Origin of the sequence: Pseudoalteromonas fenneropenaei (genome assembly GCF_042643375.1) — a bacterium.
In the GTDB taxonomy this organism is placed as follows: Bacteria; Pseudomonadota; Gammaproteobacteria; order Enterobacterales; family Alteromonadaceae; genus Pseudoalteromonas; species Pseudoalteromonas fenneropenaei.
The window spans coordinates 1-21,714 of sequence record NZ_JBHRSD010000038.1; the positions used below are offsets into that span (position 1 = coordinate 1).

At 43.9% G+C, this 21,714-nt stretch carries 17 protein-coding genes; 11 read left to right on the forward strand and 6 right to left on the reverse strand.

The window, feature by feature from the left end; all coding sequences use genetic code 11:
• Positions 1–115 precede the first annotated feature (115 nt).
• Complete coding sequence (locus ACFOEE_RS17475) at positions 116–2,566, reverse strand: TonB-dependent receptor (RefSeq protein ID WP_377127332.1); 2,451 nt, start codon at positions 2,564–2,566, stop codon at positions 116–118.
• A gap of 131 nt (positions 2,567–2,697) precedes the next feature.
• Between ACFOEE_RS17475 and ACFOEE_RS17480 the strand changes: the two genes are divergently transcribed.
• Positions 2,698–3,222, forward strand: coding sequence for a YaeQ family protein (locus tag ACFOEE_RS17480; protein ID WP_377127335.1), 525 nt, complete (start codon positions 2,698–2,700; stop codon positions 3,220–3,222).
• Positions 3,223–3,262: 40 nt separating this feature from the next.
• Here the strand turns inward: ACFOEE_RS17480 and yfaE are convergent, their stop codons facing one another.
• The 5 genes from yfaE to ubiG all read right to left on the reverse strand — a co-directional run bounded on the left by yfaE (position 3,263) and on the right by ubiG (position 8,766).
• Positions 3,263–3,535, reverse strand: a complete 273-nt coding sequence (gene yfaE, locus ACFOEE_RS17485) for a class I ribonucleotide reductase maintenance protein YfaE (protein ID WP_377127338.1) — start codon at positions 3,533–3,535, stop codon at positions 3,263–3,265.
• A complete protein-coding gene (gene nrdB, locus ACFOEE_RS17490) occupies positions 3,535–4,665 on the reverse strand; it encodes a class Ia ribonucleoside-diphosphate reductase subunit beta (RefSeq protein ID WP_377127341.1) in 1,131 nt (376 codons plus the stop codon). The genes yfaE and nrdB overlap by 1 nt, the downstream gene beginning before the upstream one ends.
• 80 nt (positions 4,666–4,745) lie before the next feature.
• On the reverse strand, positions 4,746–7,031 hold the full coding sequence (gene nrdA, locus ACFOEE_RS17495; RefSeq protein WP_377127344.1) for a class 1a ribonucleoside-diphosphate reductase subunit alpha: 2,286 nt from the start codon (positions 7,029–7,031) through the stop codon (positions 4,746–4,748).
• Positions 7,032–7,396: 365 nt separating this feature from the next.
• Positions 7,397–8,056: an HAD family hydrolase gene (locus ACFOEE_RS17500; protein WP_377127347.1), complete on the reverse strand. Its 660-nt coding sequence runs from the start codon at positions 8,054–8,056 to the stop codon at positions 7,397–7,399.
• Complete coding sequence (gene ubiG / locus ACFOEE_RS17505; RefSeq protein ID WP_377127350.1) at positions 8,056–8,766, reverse strand: bifunctional 2-polyprenyl-6-hydroxyphenol methylase/3-demethylubiquinol 3-O-methyltransferase UbiG; 711 nt, start codon at positions 8,764–8,766, stop codon at positions 8,056–8,058. The genes ACFOEE_RS17500 and ubiG overlap by 1 nt, the downstream gene beginning before the upstream one ends.
• Positions 8,767–8,948: 182 nt before the next feature.
• Between ubiG and gyrA the strand changes: the two genes are divergently transcribed.
• The 10 genes from gyrA (at position 8,949) to ACFOEE_RS17555 (ending at position 21,490) form a co-directional block, all read left to right on the forward strand.
• Positions 8,949–11,633, forward strand: a complete 2,685-nt coding sequence (gyrA, locus tag ACFOEE_RS17510; protein WP_377127353.1) for a DNA topoisomerase (ATP-hydrolyzing) subunit A — start codon at positions 8,949–8,951, stop codon at positions 11,631–11,633.
• 112 nt (positions 11,634–11,745) lie between these two features.
• A complete protein-coding gene (serC, locus tag ACFOEE_RS17515; RefSeq protein WP_377127356.1) occupies positions 11,746–12,828 on the forward strand; it encodes a 3-phosphoserine/phosphohydroxythreonine transaminase in 1,083 nt (360 codons plus the stop codon).
• Complete coding sequence (gene aroA / locus ACFOEE_RS17520) at positions 12,828–14,120, forward strand: 3-phosphoshikimate 1-carboxyvinyltransferase (RefSeq protein WP_377127359.1); 1,293 nt, start codon at positions 12,828–12,830, stop codon at positions 14,118–14,120. The genes serC and aroA overlap by 1 nt, the downstream gene beginning before the upstream one ends.
• Before the next feature lie 173 nt (positions 14,121–14,293).
• Positions 14,294–15,010 carry a (d)CMP kinase gene (gene cmk, locus ACFOEE_RS17525; protein WP_377127362.1) on the forward strand — a complete coding sequence of 239 codons (717 nt, stop codon included), beginning with the start codon at positions 14,294–14,296 and terminating at the stop codon, positions 15,008–15,010.
• Between the two features lie 114 nt (positions 15,011–15,124).
• On the forward strand, positions 15,125–16,792 hold the full coding sequence (gene rpsA / locus ACFOEE_RS17530) for a 30S ribosomal protein S1 (RefSeq protein ID WP_377127364.1): 1,668 nt from the start codon (positions 15,125–15,127) through the stop codon (positions 16,790–16,792).
• A 61-nt stretch (positions 16,793–16,853) separates the two neighbouring features.
• Positions 16,854–17,144, forward strand: coding sequence for an integration host factor subunit beta (gene ihfB, locus ACFOEE_RS17535; RefSeq protein WP_377127367.1), 291 nt, complete (start codon positions 16,854–16,856; stop codon positions 17,142–17,144).
• An 87-nt stretch (positions 17,145–17,231) separates the two neighbouring features.
• On the forward strand, positions 17,232–17,414 hold the full coding sequence (locus ACFOEE_RS17540; RefSeq protein ID WP_377127417.1) for a LapA family protein: 183 nt from the start codon (positions 17,232–17,234) through the stop codon (positions 17,412–17,414).
• Position 17,415: 1 nt separating this feature from the next.
• A complete protein-coding gene (gene lapB / locus ACFOEE_RS17545; protein ID WP_377127370.1) occupies positions 17,416–18,552 on the forward strand; it encodes a lipopolysaccharide assembly protein LapB in 1,137 nt (378 codons plus the stop codon).
• Between the two features lie 33 nt (positions 18,553–18,585).
• Positions 18,586–19,290: an orotidine-5'-phosphate decarboxylase gene (gene pyrF / locus ACFOEE_RS17550; protein ID WP_377127373.1), complete on the forward strand. Its 705-nt coding sequence runs from the start codon at positions 18,586–18,588 to the stop codon at positions 19,288–19,290.
• A 460-nt stretch (positions 19,291–19,750) separates the two neighbouring features.
• Positions 19,751–21,490: an alpha/beta hydrolase family protein gene (locus ACFOEE_RS17555; protein WP_377127376.1), complete on the forward strand. Its 1,740-nt coding sequence runs from the start codon at positions 19,751–19,753 to the stop codon at positions 21,488–21,490.
• Positions 21,491–21,714 lie beyond the last annotated feature (224 nt).

Sequence of the window (21,714 nt, forward strand, 5' to 3'; positions counted from 1 at the left end):
GAAAAAACGACCTAACTATCGAAAAAATAAACCCCGCTTAAAAAAGCAGGGTTTATCATCAATCTGAAAGGCCACCGAAGTGGCCTTATCTCTTACATCAACATCAAGGAATCGTCTAGAAGTAGCCGCGTAGGCCTAATTTGATATTACGTCCCGGTAAAGGCGCTTTGTCTTTGATAAATGAGCTGTGAACAAAGCCCAATTCATCAGTTAGGTTATCGATGTTAAAGTAAGCAACAAAGTCTTTGTTTTGCCATGCAAAATCGTACTGAACGCTGGTATCAAGCAAGGTATAGCTGTCAGTTTTAGTTTCATAACTAGCAAAGCGTGATTGCGTTAAGTAATGGGTTGCAGTAACAGATGCGGTCCAGCCGTTATTTTGGAATTCATAATTAACGCCTAGCTTATTACTTGGAATGCGTGGCAAATATCCGTTGCTATCAAGTTTTGCAGTGGTGCTATCGCCAAACGCTTTTACTCGTGATTGTTCATTAATGCGGTAATGAGCGTCAAATTCAAAGCCATAAAGTTTGGCGTCAGCACTTTCAAACTTAAATACTGGCAAGCTGTCTTCGTGCTCATGTTCATCGCCTTCAGCCTCATGCTCTGCCAGTTCTAAGCCGTGTTCAGCGCTGTATACTAAGTCTGTTTTACGTTGATAGTAAAAATTCTGAATATCATTGTAAAATATGTTAAATGTGTAGCCAAAATCACCGATGTAGCGGCGAATGCTGAAGTCAATATTATTGGCAACTTCTTGTTTTATGTCTTCGGGTTCAAAATGAACTTGGTCGCCGTCTTCAATTTGATAGGCTAAACCGAGTTCGTATGTGCCTGTTGCGATATGAATACCGTTTGACAACAATTCTGCTGTTAAAGGGGCACGTTCAGAGCGAGAGAGGCTAAGCGCTATATTGTGGCCTTCAGCAAATTGATAAACACCGCCTACTGAAACACTCACATTAGTAAAGTCCAAAGAGTAATGCTCGCTCGCTTCGTCATGGTGATCATGCTCAGACTCATCAGCCTCGCTGTGATCGTGATCATGGTCATGTGCTGCGTAGATGTCGCTGCTTAAGTTGAAGTCTTCAATTCGAGCACCTAATTCCAGCGTAAAATGACCGAATTGACGCTCTTCTAGCGCATAGATAGCTTGAGTACGAGTTTTCGTTGCAGGAGTAAAGGCCTCATCACCTTCAGCAGCGTACTCGCTATTGGCGTAGTGGTAGCCAAAAGTACCATGCCACTCACCAATGCGGTGTTCAAAGTTGCTGCGGAATTCTTTACTGGTGTTAGTGAAAGTTGTGCCAATCAGTCCGTCTTCAATTTCGCTGTGTTTGTAGTCAGTGTAACCGGCGCGTACTTGAATCGCTTCTAACCAAGAATTATGGAACGCATAAGTAGCCAATGCTTGCCAACGGTCTTGCTTAAGGCGCGCAAAAACCGACTCTTGTTCCTCGCCATGGGCTTCGTCTTCCTGGTGTTCTTCTTCAGCATGTTCTTCATGCTCATGCTCATGCTCATGCTCATGCTCATGCTCGTGACCAAAGTGAGCGTGGGCCGGAATGCCATAATCAGTATCAATTCGACCAAATGATAAGCCTAGCGTTAAATGATCTGCGACGAAACTCGTACCGACGTTAAATTGTTCGCTGTCAATAAAGGTATTGCTGACAGTATCAAAAATCTCTTCTTCACCATCATGTTCATCGTGGACGGCAAATTTAGGAGTGTCGTAGTCTTTTCCGTTACGTTTAACACCATCAAAGTGGAAGTTAAAGCCATTGTTGCCCGCTTCCAATAACGCTGCAACGGTATTGGTATTTGAGTTTGTATCGTGGCTGTATTCAGCAGCGCCAGATAATTCAGCAAGCTTGTCTTGTGGAATGCGATTGTCAACGACATTCACCACACCGCCGATAGCACCTGAACCATATAATAACGTAGCAGGTCCGCGTAACACTTCAATTTGTGTTGCAGACAAAGAATCATTACTGTTAGCGTGATCAGGACCTACGCGCGAGGCATCGCCGCTATCCATACCATTTTGCGTGATTTTTACACGTGGACCGTCAAGGCCACGGATCACAGGGCTTGAAGAGACTGGGCCAAAGTAGGAAGCGTTGATCCCTGGTTGACCTTTCAGTGTTTCACCAAGCGTTGGTTTGGCTTTGGTTTTAAGCTCATCACCTGACAAAACAGAGACTGGCGAGGCCATTTCCATATTATTTTTATGTAGGGCTGAAGCGAACACCACTATGCTCTCAACCGCAGCAGGTTTGAGTGTCACGGTAACAAAATCAGAAGTTGGAGTGATATCTAAACGCGCATCAATATAGTTATTTTTGCTAATATGAACTTGACCTGCAACATCAACCTCAATTGTGAAGTTACCGTTACTATCCGTGTTTACAGCGTAGCTTTTACCGTGTAAATGAATTTTGGCATTGCTGATTGGGTGCTGATTATTATCGACCACCTTGCCTTTAACGGTGGCAGCAAAAGCTGCAGGAGACACTAAAAGGCTAGCTAGCGTAGTCGCAAGGAGTGTGCGCGTTGTATTCATTATTCCTACTACCAAAGAAGATTTTGCGATAATATAACACCACAGTTTTGCTTTGACAATAATGTTATACCATAACTATTGAGTTGCACTTATAAGCCTTGTTTCTATAGTTAAAGTCGGGAGCATCACTTATGACACAGCCATTTGTTTGTAAAGCTAGGATCAATGTCGCGGATTTATTTCACCAAGTGTACCACTTGGAATCATTTACCACCGCGGTAGGTCGTCATGAATCACTGCAACATTTTGTGTTGAAGTTGCTTGGCTTTTGCGCCTTATCCTATGCACCATTCACGCATTGGCAAAAAGACCCTGACCATGGGGTGATGGATGTTTGGACTGAAGATGAACATGGGGAAGTGCAAGTTGCGCTGTTTGCCGGTTCGATATCTCTGGTAGAGATAGCACGGCACGTACGTTTTTATCCTAAAGTAGCCGTCTTAGTCGTCGAAGATGAAAAGTGGTTTGCCGAATTAGCACCGCATTTGATCGCATTTAATAATGTCACTATTTTTGCAGTCCAAGCGGACTTTATTGAGCATATAGTTGAAAATTTAACGGCGAGTTTACATTGGGATATGGTAATAGATAACGGCCAAGTTGCCGTTACGGACAAAAACAGTTACTTTGAGTCAACCTTAACTAAGTTACTTTAGCTGGATGCCAAGCGGGAAGGGCGAGCGTAGTTGGTGTAATTTAGGGTAACTCAATGGTAATATCAGAGAGTGGTTTACAACAACAACTCAGTACTTCTCCCTCGCGCACAAATGCCAACGGCTCGACATTATAAGCGACTTGTCCGGCAACCAATTTTACCCGACACGCACCGCAAAACCCTTCACGGCATTGGTAGTTTACGTCCACTTTGGCCTGTTCTAACGCATCAAGTAACGAAGGGCACTGAGCCGCAAATGTTAGCGGCTCAGTCAGGTTTACTAAGTGAATTTTAGCGAGAGGCTTTTCAACCATTAGAGGTCGAAGTCACCAAAATCAGAGGCATCAACTTCTGAGTCAATTTGACCGACCAGATACGAGCTGATCTCCGCTTCCTGCGGCGCAACTTGTACGTTGTCTGACACCAACCAAGCATTGATCCAAGGAATAGGGTTGCTCTTATTGGCAAATTGAATTGGTAAACCTACCGCAGCCATACGCACGTTAGTAATATATTCAACGTACTGGCACAGAATGTCTTTATTCAAGCCAATCATAGAACCGTCTTTAAATAGATACTCTGCCCATTCCTTCTCTTGCTGCGCAGCTTCAACAAACATTTGAATTGCTTGCTCTTTACATTGCGCAGCAACAATTGCCATTTCTGGGTCGTCTTTGCCTTCTTGTAGAATATTGAGCATGTGCTGTGTGCCAGATAAATGTAGTGCTTCATCTCGGGCGATAAGCTTGATGATCTTCGCATTACCTTCCATTAGCTCACGCTCAGCAAACGCAAATGAGCAAGCGAAGCTAACATAAAAGCGGATCGCTTCTAGAATATTGACCGACATAATGCATAGATAAAGCAGCTTTTTCAGTTCAAACATGTTAATGACCACGGATTGACCGTTGATCTCATGTTTACCTTCGCCATAAAGGTTATATATTGCTACTTTCTCTATTAACTCATCGTAATACTTAGTGACGGCTTCAGCTCGTTGACTGATTTTGTCGTTGGTCACGATATCGTCAAAAATGATTTCAGGTGACTGAGTGACGTTACGAATAATATGGGTATAAGAGCGGCTGTGAATCGTTTCACTGAATGCCCAAGTTTCAATCCAAGTTTCTAACTCAGGTAGCGACACAATTGGCAATAACGCCACGTTAGGCGAACGACCTTGCACGCTATCCAGTAGCGTTTGGTACTTGAGATTACTCAAGAAGATATGCTTTTCATGGTCCGGTAACGCTTGAAAGTCGATGCGGTCTTTACTGACATCTACTTCTTCTGGTCGCCAGAAGAACGACAGTTGCTTTTCGATAAGTTTTTCGAAAATTGGATATTTTTGCTGGTCGTAGCGAGACACGTTTACCGATTGGCCAAAGAACATTGGCTCTTTCATTTGATCGTTATGGATCCGGCTAAAAGTAGTATATGACATATAAAAACACTCAATACCTGAAAAAGCGGGTTCAGGACCCGCTATTATTATTGTACTAATCTAAACGCTGCATGCAGGCTTTAGATCTTACACGCACCGCCTTCACAGCCTTCATCTTCAGGCTGAGCTTTCAGCTCGTCTTGTGCATCCGAAGCGCCATCACGGGTATTGTGATAGTACATAGTTTTAACGCCCAGCTTGTATGCGGTCAGTAAGTCTTTCAACAACAGTTTCATAGGCACTTTGCCGCCTTCAAACTTGCTTGGATCATAGTTAGTGTTAGCAGAGATAGTTTGGTCAACAAACTTCTGCATTATACCAACTAATTGCAGATAACCATCGTTAGACGGGATATCCCAAAGCAATTCATAGTTGTCTTTCAAGCGTTCGTACTCAGGCACGACTTGCTTAAGAATACCGTCTTTACTCGCTTTAACACTGATGTGGCCACGTGGCGGTTCAATGCCGTTCGTCGCATTCGAAATCTGCGAAGAGGTTTCAGATGGCATCAAGGCAGATAAAGTTGAGTTACGCATACCGTGTTTCACGATACTTTCACGTAGCGCATTCCAATCTAAATGCAGTGGCTCAGCACAGATTGCATCCAAATCTTTCTTATAGGTATCAATTGGCATTATGCCTTTTGAGTAAGTCGTTTCGTCAAACTTAGGACACGCGCCTTTCTCTTTAGCAAGCTCATTAGACGCTTTCATCAAGTAGTATTGAATTGCTTCAAATGTTCTATGTGTAAGACCATTTGCACTGCCGTCTGAGTACTTCACGCCATTTTTCGCTAGGTAGTAAGCGTAGTTGATAACACCAATACCAAGCGTACGGCGACCCATAGTCGCATTTAGCGCCGCAGGAACAGGGTAGTCTTGATAATCCAGCAGGTTATCAAGCGCACGTACCGCAAGTTCAGCTAGCTCTTCAAGCTCAGTCAGTGACTCAATGGCCCCTAAGTTGAACGCTGATAGGGTACATAGCGCAATTTCACCATCAGGATCGTTAACGTTATTCAACGGCTTAGTTGGTAATGCAATTTCCAAACACAGGTTCGATTGACGAATTGGTGCAACTTTCGGATCAAACGGGCTATGGGTATTACAGTGATCCACGTTTTGTAGATAAATACGGCCCGTATTCGCACGCTCTTGCGCAAACATTGAGAATAATTCAATCGCTTTAATACGCTTTTTACGAATGCTGTCGTTTTGCTCATATTGCGTATATAAACGCTCGAACTCGTCTTGGTCTTGGAAAAACGCATCGTATAAACCAGGCACATCTGACGGGCTAAACAAAGTGATATAATCATCTTTGATTAGGCGTGAATACATGGTTTTGTTAAATTGCACACCGTAGTCTAAGTGACGTACACGGTTTTCTTCGACACCACGGTTGTTCTTAAGCACTAGTAGGTTTTCTACTTCCAAGTGCCAAAGTGGGTAGAAGAGGGTCGCTGCGCCACCACGCACACCACCTTGCGAACAGCTTTTAACCGCAGTTTGGAAATGTTTGTAAAATGGAATACAGCCGGTGTGGTATGCTTCACCATTACGGATTGGGCTACCTAAAGCACGTAAGCGACCCGCATTGATACCAATCCCCGCACGTTGGCTGACGTATTTTACGATAGCCGATGAAGTCGCGTTGATAGAATCTAAGCTGTCGTCACACTCAATCAGTACGCATGAACTGAACTGGCGAGTTGGTGTACGCACCCCCGCCATAATTGGCGTAGGCAATGAAATTTTAAAGGTAGATACAGCATCATAAAAACGGCGGATATAATCTAGGCGCGTCGCTTTTGGATAGCTTGAGAATAAACTGGCAGCAACCAAAATATAAAGGAACTGTGCACTTTCGTAGATCTGACCGGTCACACGGTTTTGTACCAAGTATTTGCCTTCAAGCTGTTTAACCGCAGCATAGCTGAAGTTTAGATCACGAGTGTGGTCAATAAAGCTGTCCAACTGATGGATTTCATCTTCGCTGTAGTCAATCAGCAAATGTTGGTCGTAACGTTTGTCTTCCACCATTTTAACGACGTGATCGTATAAGCGTGGTGGTTCAAACTGGCCATAAGCCTTTTTACGTAAATGAAATACCGCTAGGCGAGCAGCTAGGTACTGGTAGTCCGGCGTGTCTTTGGAAATGAGATCTGCGGCCGCTTTGATGATAGTTTCATGAATATCTTCAGTGCGGATACCATCATAGAATTGGATGTGAGACTTTAACTCCACTTGAGACACTGAAACATTGTCCAGGCCTTCAGCTGCCCACTCTATGACGCGGTGGATCTTATCCAGATCCAACGGCTCTTTGCGGCCGTTTCTTTTAGTGACTGATAGCTTTTGATTCATCGTTATGCCTGTATCCCTTTAGGAATGACTGTACTTATGGATTTGCGCACGGCGAGCTAAATTGCTTAGCAATTCACCACTATATATGGTGCCCCACAAACCGAGGATCACAAGATAGTGTGGTTGATCTGAATTTGCAAGGGACAGATCCGCGCCAGATTGTGGATAACATTGGGATAATCCGTAAATGTTAGCACGCACTAACCTATGAACTAAAGTTCAAAGTCAAATTCTTAAAAATCAACTCGCGAATTGGTTTTTTTCGCTTTTTTTATCTCGCCAAACACTGTGATTTTTTTATCACCAGCTGAGTGCGCAAATTTCACTCCGAACACAATATATAGTACCTTTGCTATTCTTTGTCACTATATCTTGTGAATTAATGCTTCTGGGTTAGTAGCATAATGATCCGCTTGCCAAGTGTATGCTTGTGACGCACTTGGGATATAACCCCACATTGCAACAATTGACTGCATACCCGCTGCTTTGGCTGCAGCAACATCACGATCTGCATCACCAACATACCAACATTCTTGCGCTGCGATCTTTAATTGTGCAGCTGCATGCAACAATGGTTCTGGATGTGGTTTGGATACAGCCAAGGTATCTCCACACACCACGACTGGGATCTGACTGAGTTCGGGCAACTGTTTTAGCAACGGCAATGTTAAAAAGGTCGGCTTATTGGTGACAATGGCAACTTGAATATCTTGTTCTGCTAGTGCGCTTAGTAACAAGGAAATACCTGTAAAAAGCCGTGAATCACGACAGCCAATTTGCTCGTACAACGCGAGATAACGCTTTCGAAGTGCCGCCACATCATAATTAGCAAGGCGGTTGCCAAAACCAACAGTCAACATCGCAATTGCGCCGTCAGACACCGCTGGGCGAAATTCTTGTTCTTCAACCTCAGGTAAGGATTCGGCAGCAAGTATTTCATTAAGCGCGCTTTTTAGATCTGGCGCGGTATCCAATAGTGTACCATCAAGGTCAAATAATACCGCTTTGGGGCGTTGTAAGGTCATTAGGCCAATTTCTCAAAATGCAGAATATAGTTAACACTGACATCTTTAGTGAGTGTAAATTGTTTGCTGAGCGGGTTGTATTCAATTCCTGCACTGCCGCGTACTTTAAGTCCAGCGGCTTCAGCCCAACTAATTAGGGTCGCGGGGCGAATAAACTTATCATGATCATGTGTACCTTCCGGTACCATTCTTAACACTTTTTCTGCACCGATGATGGCCAGCAAATAGGATTTTAGCGTTTTATTTAAGGTCGAAAAGAATACGGTTGCGCCCGGTTTAGCCAAAGCCGCAACTGCATGTACTACAGATTCTGGATCGGGCACGTGCTCAAGTAACTCCATACAAGTGACCACATCAAAATGTTCAGGGTTTTCTGCTGCAAACGCTTCTACAGGGGTTTTTAAGTAGGTGACTTGTACTTGTGCTTCTAATGCATGTAGCTTGGCGACATTCAATGGCTCTTGGCCCATGTCAATACCTGTGGCATTCGCCCCCATACGGGCCATGCTCTCGGTTAAGATCCCGCCGCCGCAGCCTACGTCGAGTACTTTTTTACCGAACAAGCCGTTACTCTTATCAGCGATAAAGTCCAATCGTAACGGATTGATATCATGAAGCGGTTTAAATTCACCTTCTCGGTCCCACCAACGCTCGGCGATGGCTTCAAATTTGGCAATTTCTGCGTTGTCTACATTTTGGTGTTCGGTCATAAAAAGCTTCCTCGTTAATTTGAGCGCATTATAAAAGGGGTCAATTTAAATTCGCAAAATTTCCGGCCTGTCAATTTGCGAAAAATATGATACGATGGCCGCTCGAAAATTTTAATAATAACGCGCTCACAGGTCGCAAGTGTGACATAAAAGTGAGTGACACTGAAGGAAAGTGGAGTCAAATGTCTGATCTCGCCAATGAAATCCTGCCAGTCAATATTGAAGACGAACTAAAAAATTCCTATTTGGATTACGCGATGAGCGTTATCGTCGGCCGTGCCCTTCCAGACGTGCGTGACGGGCTTAAGCCTGTTCACCGCCGCGTGCTGTTTGCAATGCATGAGCTAAAAAATGACTGGAACAAACCGTATAAGAAGTCGGCGCGTGTGGTCGGTGATGTGATCGGTAAATACCACCCGCATGGTGACAGCGCAGTGTACGACACGATTGTTCGTATGGCTCAACCTTTCTCACTCCGTTATATGCTGGTGGACGGCCAAGGTAACTTCGGTTCTGTTGACGGCGACTCAGCGGCAGCAATGCGTTATACGGAAGTCCGTATGTCAAAGCTTTCGCATGAGCTACTGGCTGATCTTGAAAAAGAAACTGTTGATTACGTACCAAACTACGATGGCACAGAGCAGATCCCTGATGTGTTGCCAACTAAAGTACCAAACTTATTAGTTAATGGTTCTTCGGGTATCGCAGTTGGTATGGCGACGAATATTCCGCCGCACAACTTAACAGAAGTGATCAATGGTTGTTTGGCTTTGATCCAAAATCCGGATCTGACCATTGAAGACTTGATTGAATATATTCCGGGTCCAGATTTCCCAACTTCTGCCATTATTAACGGTAAGAAAGGCATTATTGATGCCTATAAAACCGGCCGTGGCAAAATTTACATCCGTGCTCGCGCAGAAATAGAAACTGACGAAAAGACCGGTCGTGAGACCATTATTGTTCACGAAATTCCATATCAAGTGAACAAAGCGCGTCTAATCGAAAAGATTGCGGAGCTGGTTAAAGAAAAGAAAATCGAAGGCATTAGTGCGCTACGTGATGAGTCTGATAAAGACGGCATGCGTATCGTTATTGAAGTGAAACGCGGTGAAGTCGGCGAAGTCCTACTGAACAACCTGTATGCGCAAACACAAATGCAAACTGTGTTTGGTATCAACATGGTTGCTTTGGATAACAACCAGCCGAAGTGTTTCAACCTTAAAGAAATGCTTGAGGCATTTATCATTCACCGTCGTGAAGTGGTAACACGCCGCACGGTTTATGATTTGCGTAAAGCCCGTGATCGCGCTCATACCCTAGAAGGTTTGGCGATTGCACTGGCGAATATCGACCCTATCATTGAACTTATCCGCCGCTCACCAAGCCCTTCAGAAGCGAAAATTGCGTTAACGTCACGCGCTTGGGAGTTGGGTACTGTTGGCCCAATGCTTGAAAAGGCAGGTGAAGAGAACGCTGCACGTCCAGATTGGTTGGCACCAGAGCTGGGCATTCGCGACGGCATGTATTATCTGTCTGAGCAACAAGCACAAGCTATCCTTGACCTACGTTTACACAAACTAACGGGTCTTGAGCACGAAAAGATCTTAGCTGAATATCAAGAGCTGTTAGATTTAATCGCTGAGTTACTTTATATCCTTGGCTCTCCTGAGCGTTTGATGGAAGTGATCCGTGACGAATTAGTCGATATCAAAGCTAACTATGGTGATGGCCGCCGTACTGAAATCAGTGCTGCAGCGCATGATATCAGCTTAGAAGATTTGATCACTGAAGAAGACGTAGTGGTAACGCTCTCACATGAAGGCTATGTGAAGTATCAACCGCTTTCAGATTACGAAGCGCAGCGTCGTGGTGGTAAAGGTAAATCAGCAACGCGTATGAAAGATGAAGATTTCATCGAACGTTTATTGATTGCTAACACGCACGATACGATTTTATGTTTCTCAACGTCAGGTCGTTTGTATTGGTTGAAAGTGTATCAGTTACCACTCGCGTCTCGTACTGCGCGTGGTAAGCCAATCGTCAACTTGCTACCACTTGAAGCTAACGAACGTATTACGGCGATTTTGCCAGTCCGTGAATATGCTGCCGACAAGTACATCATCATGGCTACGGCAGACGGAACAGTGAAGAAAACTTCACTGATTGAATACTCACGCCAACGTTCAAGCGGTATCATCGCGATTAACCTAAAAGAAGGCGATAGCCTGATTGGGGTAGATATCACAGATGGTAGTTCTGAGATCATGTTGTTCTCTGACGCAGGTAAAGTGGTGCGCTTCAAAGAGGCGGAAGAATCACAAGCGACGGATGAAGATGGCAACCCAATCTTTGATGAAAACGGCAACCCAGAAATCGTTTTCAAAGGCGTAAGACCTATGGGTCGTAACGCCACGGGTGTACGTGGTATCAAACTTGCCGACGGTCAGAAAGTAGTATCGTTAATTGTGCCGAAGAACGATGGTGCAGTATTAACTGTGACCGAAAATGGTTATGGTAAGCGTACGCCGCTAGAAGAATACCCAGTGAAGGGTCGTGCGACTCAAGGTGTGGTTTCAATTAAGGTTTCTGAGCGTAATGGTAACGTTGTTGGCGCGGTACAGGTACAAGACAATGACGAGATCATGCTAATTTCAAACAGAGGTACATTAGTACGTACCCGTGTAAATGAAGTTTCAGTAGTTGGACGTAATACCCAAGGGGTTATTTTGATCCGTACTATTGACGGCGAACAAGTAGTTGGTTTACAACGTATCGACGAGATAGAAGTTGATGAATTCGACGAAATCGACGGTCAGGAGCTGACCGCTGAAACCACGGTGAATGACGAACAGGCACCGGAATAAGAGAATTTGAAAAGCGGCTTCGGCCGCTTTTTTATTAACACTGCCACAGTTAACATGTTTACTGCACCTTGCGTAAACCAAGTGGCAAGTCATTATTGGAATGAGGAAAACAATGACAGTTTATAATTTTTGCGCAGGTCCTGCGATGTTACCCCCTGAGGTGATGAAAAAAGCGCAGCAGGAATTTCTTGATTGGCAGGGCCTAGGGGTATCTGTCATGGAAGTCAGCCACCGCTCCGAGCCATTTTTAGCTATGGTGAAAGAGTGCGAAGCTAGCCTACGCAGATTAATGAATATCTCTGACGAGTTTGAAGTGCTGTTTATGCACGGCGGTGGTCGTGGTCAATTTGCTGCAGTGCCGCTGAATTTATTCATTGATGGTTTACCCGGCGTATACGTAGAAAACGGCATTTGGTCAAAAGGTGCCACTGACGAAGGTAAAAAATATTTACCAACTCATGCTGTGGATATTCGCTGTGATGCTGAAGGTAAGTTCGATATTCTGCCCGTAAGTGCATGGCAATTGCCAGAAAACGCTGCGTTTGTGCATTACTGCCCAAATGAAACCATTGATGGCATTGAGATAGTTGATGTACCAAAACACTCGAGTGCGCCGATTGTCGCCGATATGTCGTCGAACATTTTATCGCGCGAAATCAATGTTGATGATTTTGACCTGATTTATGCTGGTGCACAGAAAAATATTGGTCCTTCAGGGCTTTGTATCGTCATTGTGCGCAAGTCGCTACTGACGCGCCCAGGTTTGGTTAAACCTGCTATTTTGGATTACGCGCTTGAAGCAAAACAAGGCAGTATGTATAACACGCCGCCTACTTTTGCTTGGTATTTAGCGGCAGAAGTATTTAAACACTTAGAAGCCAATGGTGGGGTAAAAGCCATGGCTGAGCGTAACGCTGCCAAAGCCCAGCTGCTGTACGATTATATTGATAGTTCAGACTTTTACAGCAACAAAGTCGCTTCACATTGTCGCTCGCAAATGAATGTGCCGTTTTGGTTAAAAGACGATGCACTTAACGCCACTTTCCTTGCTGAGGCGCAGCAAGCTGGTTTAGTGGCGCTTGAAGGCCACCGTATTGTCGGCGGTATGCGAGCGAGCATCTACAACGCCATGCCGCTTGAAGGGGTGCAAGCACTCGTCGCATTTATGGATAAATTTGCGAAGGAGCACAGCTGATGGAGCGCGCATTTGAACAGCTGCGCTTAGCGCCAATCAAGTCAGTCAATGGTGTCGTGACCTTACCCGGCTCAAAAAGTTTATCTAACCGGATTTTGCTGTTAGCCGCGTTGTGTGAAGGTGAAACTAAAGTCACCAATTTGCTGGATAGCGACGATATTCGCCACATGTTAGCCGCGTTGGCCGAAATGGGAGTGACAGTCAGCCTAAACGCCGACAAAACGGAAGCGCTAGTGAAAGGCCAAGGCGGACGTTTATTAACGCCTGTTGCGCCATTATTTTTAGGTAACGCGGGTACTGCTTTTCGACCTTTAACTGCAGTGCTTGCCAGCACAGTGGGTGAGTTTACTTTGACTGGTGAACCGCGTATGGAAGAGCGTCCAATTGGTCACTTAGTGGATGCGTTGATTGATTTAGGTGCTGAGATTGAATATCTAAAAAATCGAGATTATCCACCGCTTAAGATCACAGGCAAGCGTTTAGTTGGCGGCAAAGTCGCGATTGACGGTTCCATTTCGAGTCAATTTTTAACTGCATTATTAATGGCTGCGCCACTTTTTGCCGGCGATAGTGAAATTCATATAAAAGGTGATTTGGTTTCAAAACCTTATATTGATATTACACTCGGCGTAATGCACCAATTTGGTGTGCAGGTTGAAAATGACAATTACCAAGTGTTCCGCGTAAAGGGTAACCAGCAATATCAGTCCCCTGGTGAAATTCTCGTCGAAGGGGATGCGTCTTCTGCGTCGTATTTTGTTGCAGCTGCGGCCATTGCTGGTGGTGAAATAGAAATTCGTGGTGTCGGTAAAAATAGCGTACAAGGCGATATTGGCTTTGCCAAGGTTATGGAGCAAGTGGGCGCCAAAATTGACTGGTTTGATGACAAAATCGTGGTACGTAAAGGCGATCTCAACGGTGTTGATATTGACGCCAATGCCATTCCTGACGCGGCCATGACATTAGCCACAGTCGCTTTATTTGCCAAAGGCCCAACTGCGATTCGCAATATCTACAACTGGCGGGTAAAAGAAACTGACAGACTGGCGGCGATGGCTACAGAGTTGAAAAAGGTCGGTGCGACGGTCTTGGAAGGCCATGACTTTATTGAAATCGAGCCGCCGCAACAGTTTGTGGTCACCGACATTGACACCTACAACGACCATCGTATTGCGATGTGCTTTTCGATGTTGGCAGTAGGCGGAATAGAGGTCATTATTAACGATCCTAAATGTACTGCCAAGACTTTCCCGACCTATTTTGAGGTATTGGAAAGCATCAGCCAACGTTAAAAAATTAATCACCGCTTCTGCTCTGAAGTGGTGATTTCTCCTGCTTTGTAGCTTCAAATTAACTACAGCACACCGCTTTCTAACAAAAAGTTACACCTTGTGGCAGCATAATTTCATAAACTCACGTATAATGCGCCTCGACTAATTTTAGGTGTGCATTTTTGGAGGTTTGAATGCAGGCTTGTATGCCAGTGATCACCGTAGATGGCCCAAGTGGTTCAGGCAAGGGAACTGTTTGTCGCTTGTTAGCTGAGAAATTGAATTGGGATGTATTGGACAGTGGTGCCATATATCGCGTGTTAGCGCTAGCCGCTTTACACCATCAGATCGCGTTTGATAATGAAGCAGATCTGGTGCCCTTAGCAGCGAATTTGGATGTTCAGTTTTTAGTCGACTCGAACACGAAAAAGACCAGAATCATTTTAGAAGGCGAAGACGTCAGCAACACCATTCGTAACGAAGAAGTGGGTGCCGCAGCGTCTAAAATAGCTGCTTTACCACGCGTGCGTGAAGCTTTGCTACGTCGTCAGCGCGCATTCCGTAGCGAGCACGGCTTAATTGCCGATGGTCGTGATATGGGTACTGTGGTATTCCCGGATGCAGAAATCAAAATCTATTTAACCGCCAGTGCCGAAGAACGTGCGCGCCGCCGCTTTCTTGAGTTGAATGGCAAAGGCTTAGATGTTACACTAAATGGTCTGCTTGAGGACATAAAAGCACGTGATGACCGCGATATGAATCGCTCGGTTGCACCGCTAGTGCCAGCAGAAGATGCCATCGTACTAGACACGACCGAGCTTGATGCTGGGCAAGTCTTCACTCAAGTGATGGCATTGTTAGAAGACGCAGTATTTACCGGCAAGTTGCCTAAAGGCTGTGTTCGTAAATAAGCGAATAAATCGCTTACAGAATTTTTTATGTGCAGGCAGGAAGCTGGCGCTAATTTCACAACCCCATGCAGCATGGTTGCTAATTGGTAATTTACTTTATGAGACGTATTTAGTATGTCAGAAAATTTTGCGCAGTTATTTGAAGAGAGCCTAAAGGGTTTTGATGCAGAACAAGGCTCAATCGTTAAAGGTGTAGTTATCGCTATCGAGAACAACGTTGTTCTTGTTGACGCTGGCCTTAAGTCTGAAAGTGCAATCCCTGTTGAGCAATTCAAAAATGCTGCGGGTGAGATCGAAGTTGCTGTTGGCGACGAAGTTGATGTTGCATTAGACGCAATCGAAGACGGTTTCGGTGAAACTATCCTTTCTCGTGAGAAAGCGAAGCGTCACGAAGCTTGGATCCGTCTTGAGAAAGCATGTGAAGAGCAAGAAACTGTTATCGGTGTTATCAACGGTAAAGTTAAAGGCGGCTTCACTGTTGAAGTGGACACTATCCGTGCGTTCCTACCAGGTTCACTAGTAGACGTTCGTCCAGTTCGCGACACAGCTCACCTTGAAGGTAAAGAGCTTGAGTTCAAAGTTATCAAGCTTGACCAGAAGCGTAACAACGTAGTTGTTTCTCGCCGTGCAGTTATCGAATCTGAAAACTCACAAGAGCGTGATGAACTTCTTCAAAACCTTGTTGAAGGTCAAGAAGTTAAAGGTATCGTTAAGAACCTTACTGACTACGGTGCATTCGTAGATTTAGGTGGTGTTGACGGTCTTCTACACATCACTGATATGGCTTGGAAACGCGTTAAGCACCCAAGCGAAATCGTAAACGTTGGTGACGAAATCCTTGTTAAAGTTCTTAAGTTTGACAAAGACAAAACTCGCGTTTCTCTAGGTCTTAAGCAACTTGGCGAAGATCCATGGGCAGCTATCGCTGGCCGTTACCCAGAAGGTGCTAAACTTTCTGGTCGTGTAACTAACCTAACTGACTACGGCTGCTTCGTTGAAATCGAAGAAGGCGTTGAAGGTCTAGTTCACGTTTCTGAAATGGATTGGACTAACAAGAACATCCACCCATCTAAAGTTGTTTCTTTAGGTGATGTAGTTGAAGTTATGGTTCTTGAAATTGACGAAGAGCGTCGTCGTATTTCTCTTGGTCTTAAGCAATGTAAGCCAAACCCATGGCAAGAATTTGCTCGCCAATTCAACAAAGGCGACCAAGTTACTGGTAAGATCAAGTCAATCACTGACTTCGGTATCTTCATCGGTCTTGACGGCGGCATCGACGGTCTAGTTCACCTATCTGACATCTCTTGGAACACTCCAGGTGAAGAAGCAGTTCGTGAATACAAGAAAGGCGACGAAATCACTGCTATCGTTCTACAAGTAGACCCAGAGCGTGAGCGTATTTCTCTTGGCGTTAAGCAAATCGAAGCTGATCCTTTCAATAACTACCTAGACGCAAACAAAAAAGGTGCTATTGTTAAAGGTAAAGTGACTGACGTTGACGCGAAAGGCGCAACGATCGAGCTTGGCGACGGTGTTGAAGGTTACATCCGTGTAGCTGACATCGCTCAAGAGCGCACAGAAGATGCAACTACTGTTGTTTCTGTAGGCGACGAAATCGAAGCTAAATTCATGGGTGTTGATCGCAAGAACCGTGCAATCAGCCTATCTGTGAAAGCTATGTTCGAAGCTGAAGAGAAAGAAGTTCTTGAGAAGCTTAAGAAAGACGAGCCAGAGTTCGAAAACGCTATGGCAGCAGCTTTCAAAAACGCTCAAAAAGACTAATTTTTCAAGTCTAAATGGAAGGGCACTTTAGCCCTTCCTTTTTGTGTTTTAAGGAAATGATATGACAAAGTCAGAACTGATAGAACAACTAGCCGAACAGCACGCTCACATCCCAATGAAAGATGTAGAGAATGCAGTGAAAGAGATTCTTGAACTGATGGCAGGATCATTATCTGCTTCAGAACGTATCGAGATCCGTGGATTTGGTAGTTTTTCACTCCACTTCCGTGCACCTAGAGTGGGCCGTAACCCTAAAACAGGCGACACCGTAGATCTTGACGGCAAGCACGTACCTCATTTCAAACCTGGCAAAGAACTACGCGACCGCGTTAACGCCAGTATTGATGGTTAGAGGTAACCATTGCTTAGGATTTTCACGAAGGGAGTGGCATTGATTTTAATCCTGATTGCGTTTGTGCTCGGTGCGCAAAACCCGCAAATGGTGGATTTAAATTTTATTGTTGCGAGTAGTACGCTTCCTTTAGCGACTGTAATGAGTCTCTGTTTGGTGTTAGGTATTATCATTGGCTTAAGCGTCATGAGTGTATTTACCACTAAGCTAAAATGGCAGCATTATCGGTTGCAAAAGCAACATCAAAAAGCTGGTGATGTAGACAACTAAGATGCTTGAGCTGTTGTTTTTATTGTTACCTGTAGCCGCCGCTTATGGCTATATCATGGGCAAGAACAGCGCTAAAAACCAAGCTCATGAACAAAATCGCATCATCACTTCAGAATACAGCAAAGGCCTTAAATATCTTTTAGATAGAGAAGAAGATCAAGGCCTTGAACACCTTATAAAACTCCTTGAAGTTTCAGCTGATACCGTTGAGCATTACCTCACCTTGGCTTCGCTATTTCGTAAACGCGGCGAGTTAGACCGAGCGATCAAAATTCATGAGCTATTACTTAAACAGCCCAATCTTGACCCAAATGATTTAGCAGTTAATCGCTTGGAGTTGGCACACGACTATATTTTAGCGGGTATTTTTGACAGCGCTGAAGAGCATTTAGTGGTGTTGATCAAGTCCGGCCACAAAGATGCCATCGACCCTATCTTGTCGCTTTACTCGCAAATGCGAGAGTGGCAGAAGGGCATCAATATGTACGAAGCGCATCGTAATCTGGTGGATAAAAAGCAGCAGCTCGCCACGATAGCCAACTTCTATTGTGAAGCAGGTATTGAGCAACAAAACAGTGATTTGATTGAGCGTGCGTTTCGTATCAAACATAAAGCGCTACGGCCACTCTATGAACTAGGCAAGCTTGCCTCCCAGCAGCAAGATCATGTAAAGGCGATTTATTATTGGCGCGAGTTGGCAACACATCATCCAGCGACTTTACCCTTATTTATTACCGAGCTACAAAATGCGTATGTCTCCCTCAACATTGAAGAGCAGTTTGAAGCCCTTATTGCAGAGCTATTGTGCCGTGGTGGTGTGCTTATTCGCATTAAGCACTGTGAAGCGTTATTGAAAAAAGGTGAGGTAGACCAAGCTATTGAGTTTCTAACTGATAGTTTAAAGCGAGAACCTTCAATACGCGGCTTTAGTTTTCTGTTACAATTAATCAGTAAAAAGCAAGGCGATATGGCCGATGTGCTCTTGCAGGTAGACCGCTTAGTGCGTTCTTACATTGCGACTAAGCACGAATACCAGTGCCAACATTGTGGATTTAGCAGCCATACTTTGTATTGGTTGTGTCCTTCATGCAAACATTGGGAAACCATTTTGCCAAGTAAAGGGTTAGACGGTTACTAGCCTAGCAATTTCATACATCACATTAGGTATACCATGTCATCAGATCTGAATAAGCAAGTTGTGATCGCGTTGGATTACGACTCTCAAGAAGCTGCATTAAACTTTGTAAAACAGCTTTCTCCTGACACTTGCCGTTTGAAAGTAGGCAAAGAAATGTTCACCTATTTCGGCCCAGAATTTGTTAAGCAACTTGTTGCCATGGGTTTTGATGTATTTTTAGATTTAAAATTCCATGATATTCCCAACACAGTGGCTAAAGCGGTGACGGCAGCTGCCGAGCTTGGCGTGTGGATGGTTAACGTACATGCCTCGGGTGGTTTGGAAATGATGCAAAAAGCCAAAGCGGCACTAGCCCCTTATGGTGAAAAAGCGCCACTACTTATCGCGGTGACCGTCTTAACCAGTATGGATGAAGCACAATTAAAGCGTTTAGGTGTGGAAAAGTCACCAGAAGAACAAGTGCTGTATTTGGCTAAACTGACCAAAGAAGCGGGTTTAGACGGCGTAGTATGTTCTGCACAAGAAGCACAGCGTTTAAAAACAGAACTTGGTCAAGAGTTTAAGCTGGTCACGCCGGGTATTCGCCCTGCAGGTAGCGACGCAGGCGACCAAAAACGCATTATGACGCCAAAACAAGCGGTAGAAGCGGGTAGTGACTATTTAGTGGTAGGGCGACCAATTACGCAAGCTGCTGATCCGGTTGCGACCTTAGCGGAAATTAACGCAAGTCTGAGCTAAGCGCATTGTATCTTAATCTAGAGCAGTGTAGTTTTGCTGCTCTAGGTTTATTTACTTGAATAATCATTTACTTGAAAAATTTTATTTCTAGAGTCGAATCAAATCTGACCGTGAATAGCCGATTTGTGTCATAAGCGGACCATCAGCGTAACTCGTTTCTACCCCTTTCCGAGCTAACGTGATTGGTCTAATCACGGCTTTGAGCAAGAAGCGGAAGTTGTTAAAACTACCTCAGAAGCTAATTTAACTTGTGTTACTTGGCTAGTTGCTAGTCATAAGAGCAGAATTAATGTTTTACTTTAAGTGCAACCTTCAGGCTTTCATTCAACAACTGATTTAAACCTTTCTTGAGTTACTTGCGTCTCAAGGATCATAGTTAAAAAAAATTGTATTTTTTAATAGCAAAATCGATGTGCTATACAATACCACGTGCTAAATTTTGACATTAGGGACAATATTGATGCTTACTCGTTTTTCGTACTTTTGTACCATTCTATCCATAGTTACCACTTCGTTTTCGACATTAGCTTCAGATGTTTTAGATTGTGTTATTGAGAGATATAGTCAGCCAAATAGCCCGTTTACGGGTTTACCTAATCCTGCCGAACAGGGCGAACATAAATACACAGTAATGAACTATGGTGAACGACCATTTTTATTTGCTATATCAAAACCTGATGTAATTGCTCCAAATGTGAGCTTACCTAGCTTTCTTTCCGACTATTCTCGTAACCAAGGATATGAGGACAATGCTTACCACAAATTTAAAAGTAGTAATTTACCTTTGGAGGCTAAAGTTTGGCTTCCCTTGGGAGCCCAACCACTCCCGTTAGTATTATTAGTCCATGGAAATTCTGCTCCAGGGTTTGATTATCTAGGTGAATTACTCGCCAGCCGAGGGCACTTTGTTGTGCAAGTAGATCAAACTTATTTGAATGATTTATGGGGAGAAAATGGCGCCCGTGGTTGGATACTACTTGAACATATTAAGCTGCTGCAAAAATGGAATGCTGAGCAAGGTCACGCTTTTTATAACAAAATAGATTTAGAGAATATCGCTTTAATAGGGATGTCTAGAGGAGGGGAGGCTGTTGCTTTAGCTGCATCATTTAATCAATGGAAGACCTTACCAAATAGTAGTGAATCAACAGAGTTTGGTTTTAACATTAAATCCATTGTCGCATTAGCCCCAATGGACGGGCAATATCAGCATGCTGATGGTAGAAACATCCTGAAAAATGTTAACTATTTAGTGTTACAAGGAGGTCATGATGCGGATGTTTATCAGTTTCTTGGTAGCCAACAATGGCATCGAACTCACTTCGATGATGATAAAAACTACTTAAAGCAGTCCATTTATATTTATCGTGCTAACCACATAAACTTTAATCAAGATATGTCTGATGATTTCCATTGGGGAAGCAGCAAAGATTTTTATTCTAAGCTATTAACACCCAAACAACAGGAGAATTTAACTAAAGTGTATGTTTCTGCTTTTTTGGAAGCTACATTGGCGAACGCAAAAGAGTATCGAAAAATTTTTAGACAACCTGTGGCTGGTGAGTTTGGTCTTCCTGACGATATTTATATCAGTCGCCATATGGCATCTGATTTCAAAGTTATAGAAGATTTTGAAAATGTAGCTAAAAAGGAAAGTACCGTTAAAGTCCTATCCGATAAAATGTTAACAGAAGTGCCAATCAACATAGACTCAGAGCGCCTAAGAAACGGAACTAAAACTTCTAATAATGTATTAAAGGTTCAACTTAAGAAACAAGTTGAAACACGGTTGAGCATTAAGCTTTCAGAAGCTGAGTTGTTACAGCAAAATCGCAAAGGAAAATCCTACCTAAGTTTCTCACTGGCTCGAGCTGATTCAGGAGAAAGCGAAGGATGTGGATCATACAATTTGTTATCTGATACTAGGGTAGAGCTACTTGATAAGTCTGGTGTAGTTTTTAAAAAAAGTATGGGCGCATCTGGCAGTGTCTCCCCTTTATTAATTTCTGACTTCTCTGAATTGGAAAAAGGTGATATCAAATATGCGCCGACAGAGCCAGTATTGCAAACCTTTACGCTCCCTGTTGAATTGAATAAGCCAATCAGTGCCGAAAGCGAATTAGAGCTTGTCTTGATTTTTGCACCGAAGCGAGATGTATCTATCATCGTGGATGATATTGGGATAACTAGTTCTATATAGCTCATCAGCTTTCTTTTAAAGAAGCTAGTCTAACGCATTAGGAAAGTTAGTTTGCCTTAAGGAGAGGCATAAAATCGTTCTTGACGGCGGCTTCTGGCACAGAGCCATCTTTCGGCGCTAAATTGTTTGTGCCCCAAAGTGCGTTTGAGTTAAGGTCTCAATTGAGCGAATAGCGGACGTAGAATCACCATATTTTCTTTCGTTTTGATCGTCTGCTTTACTCC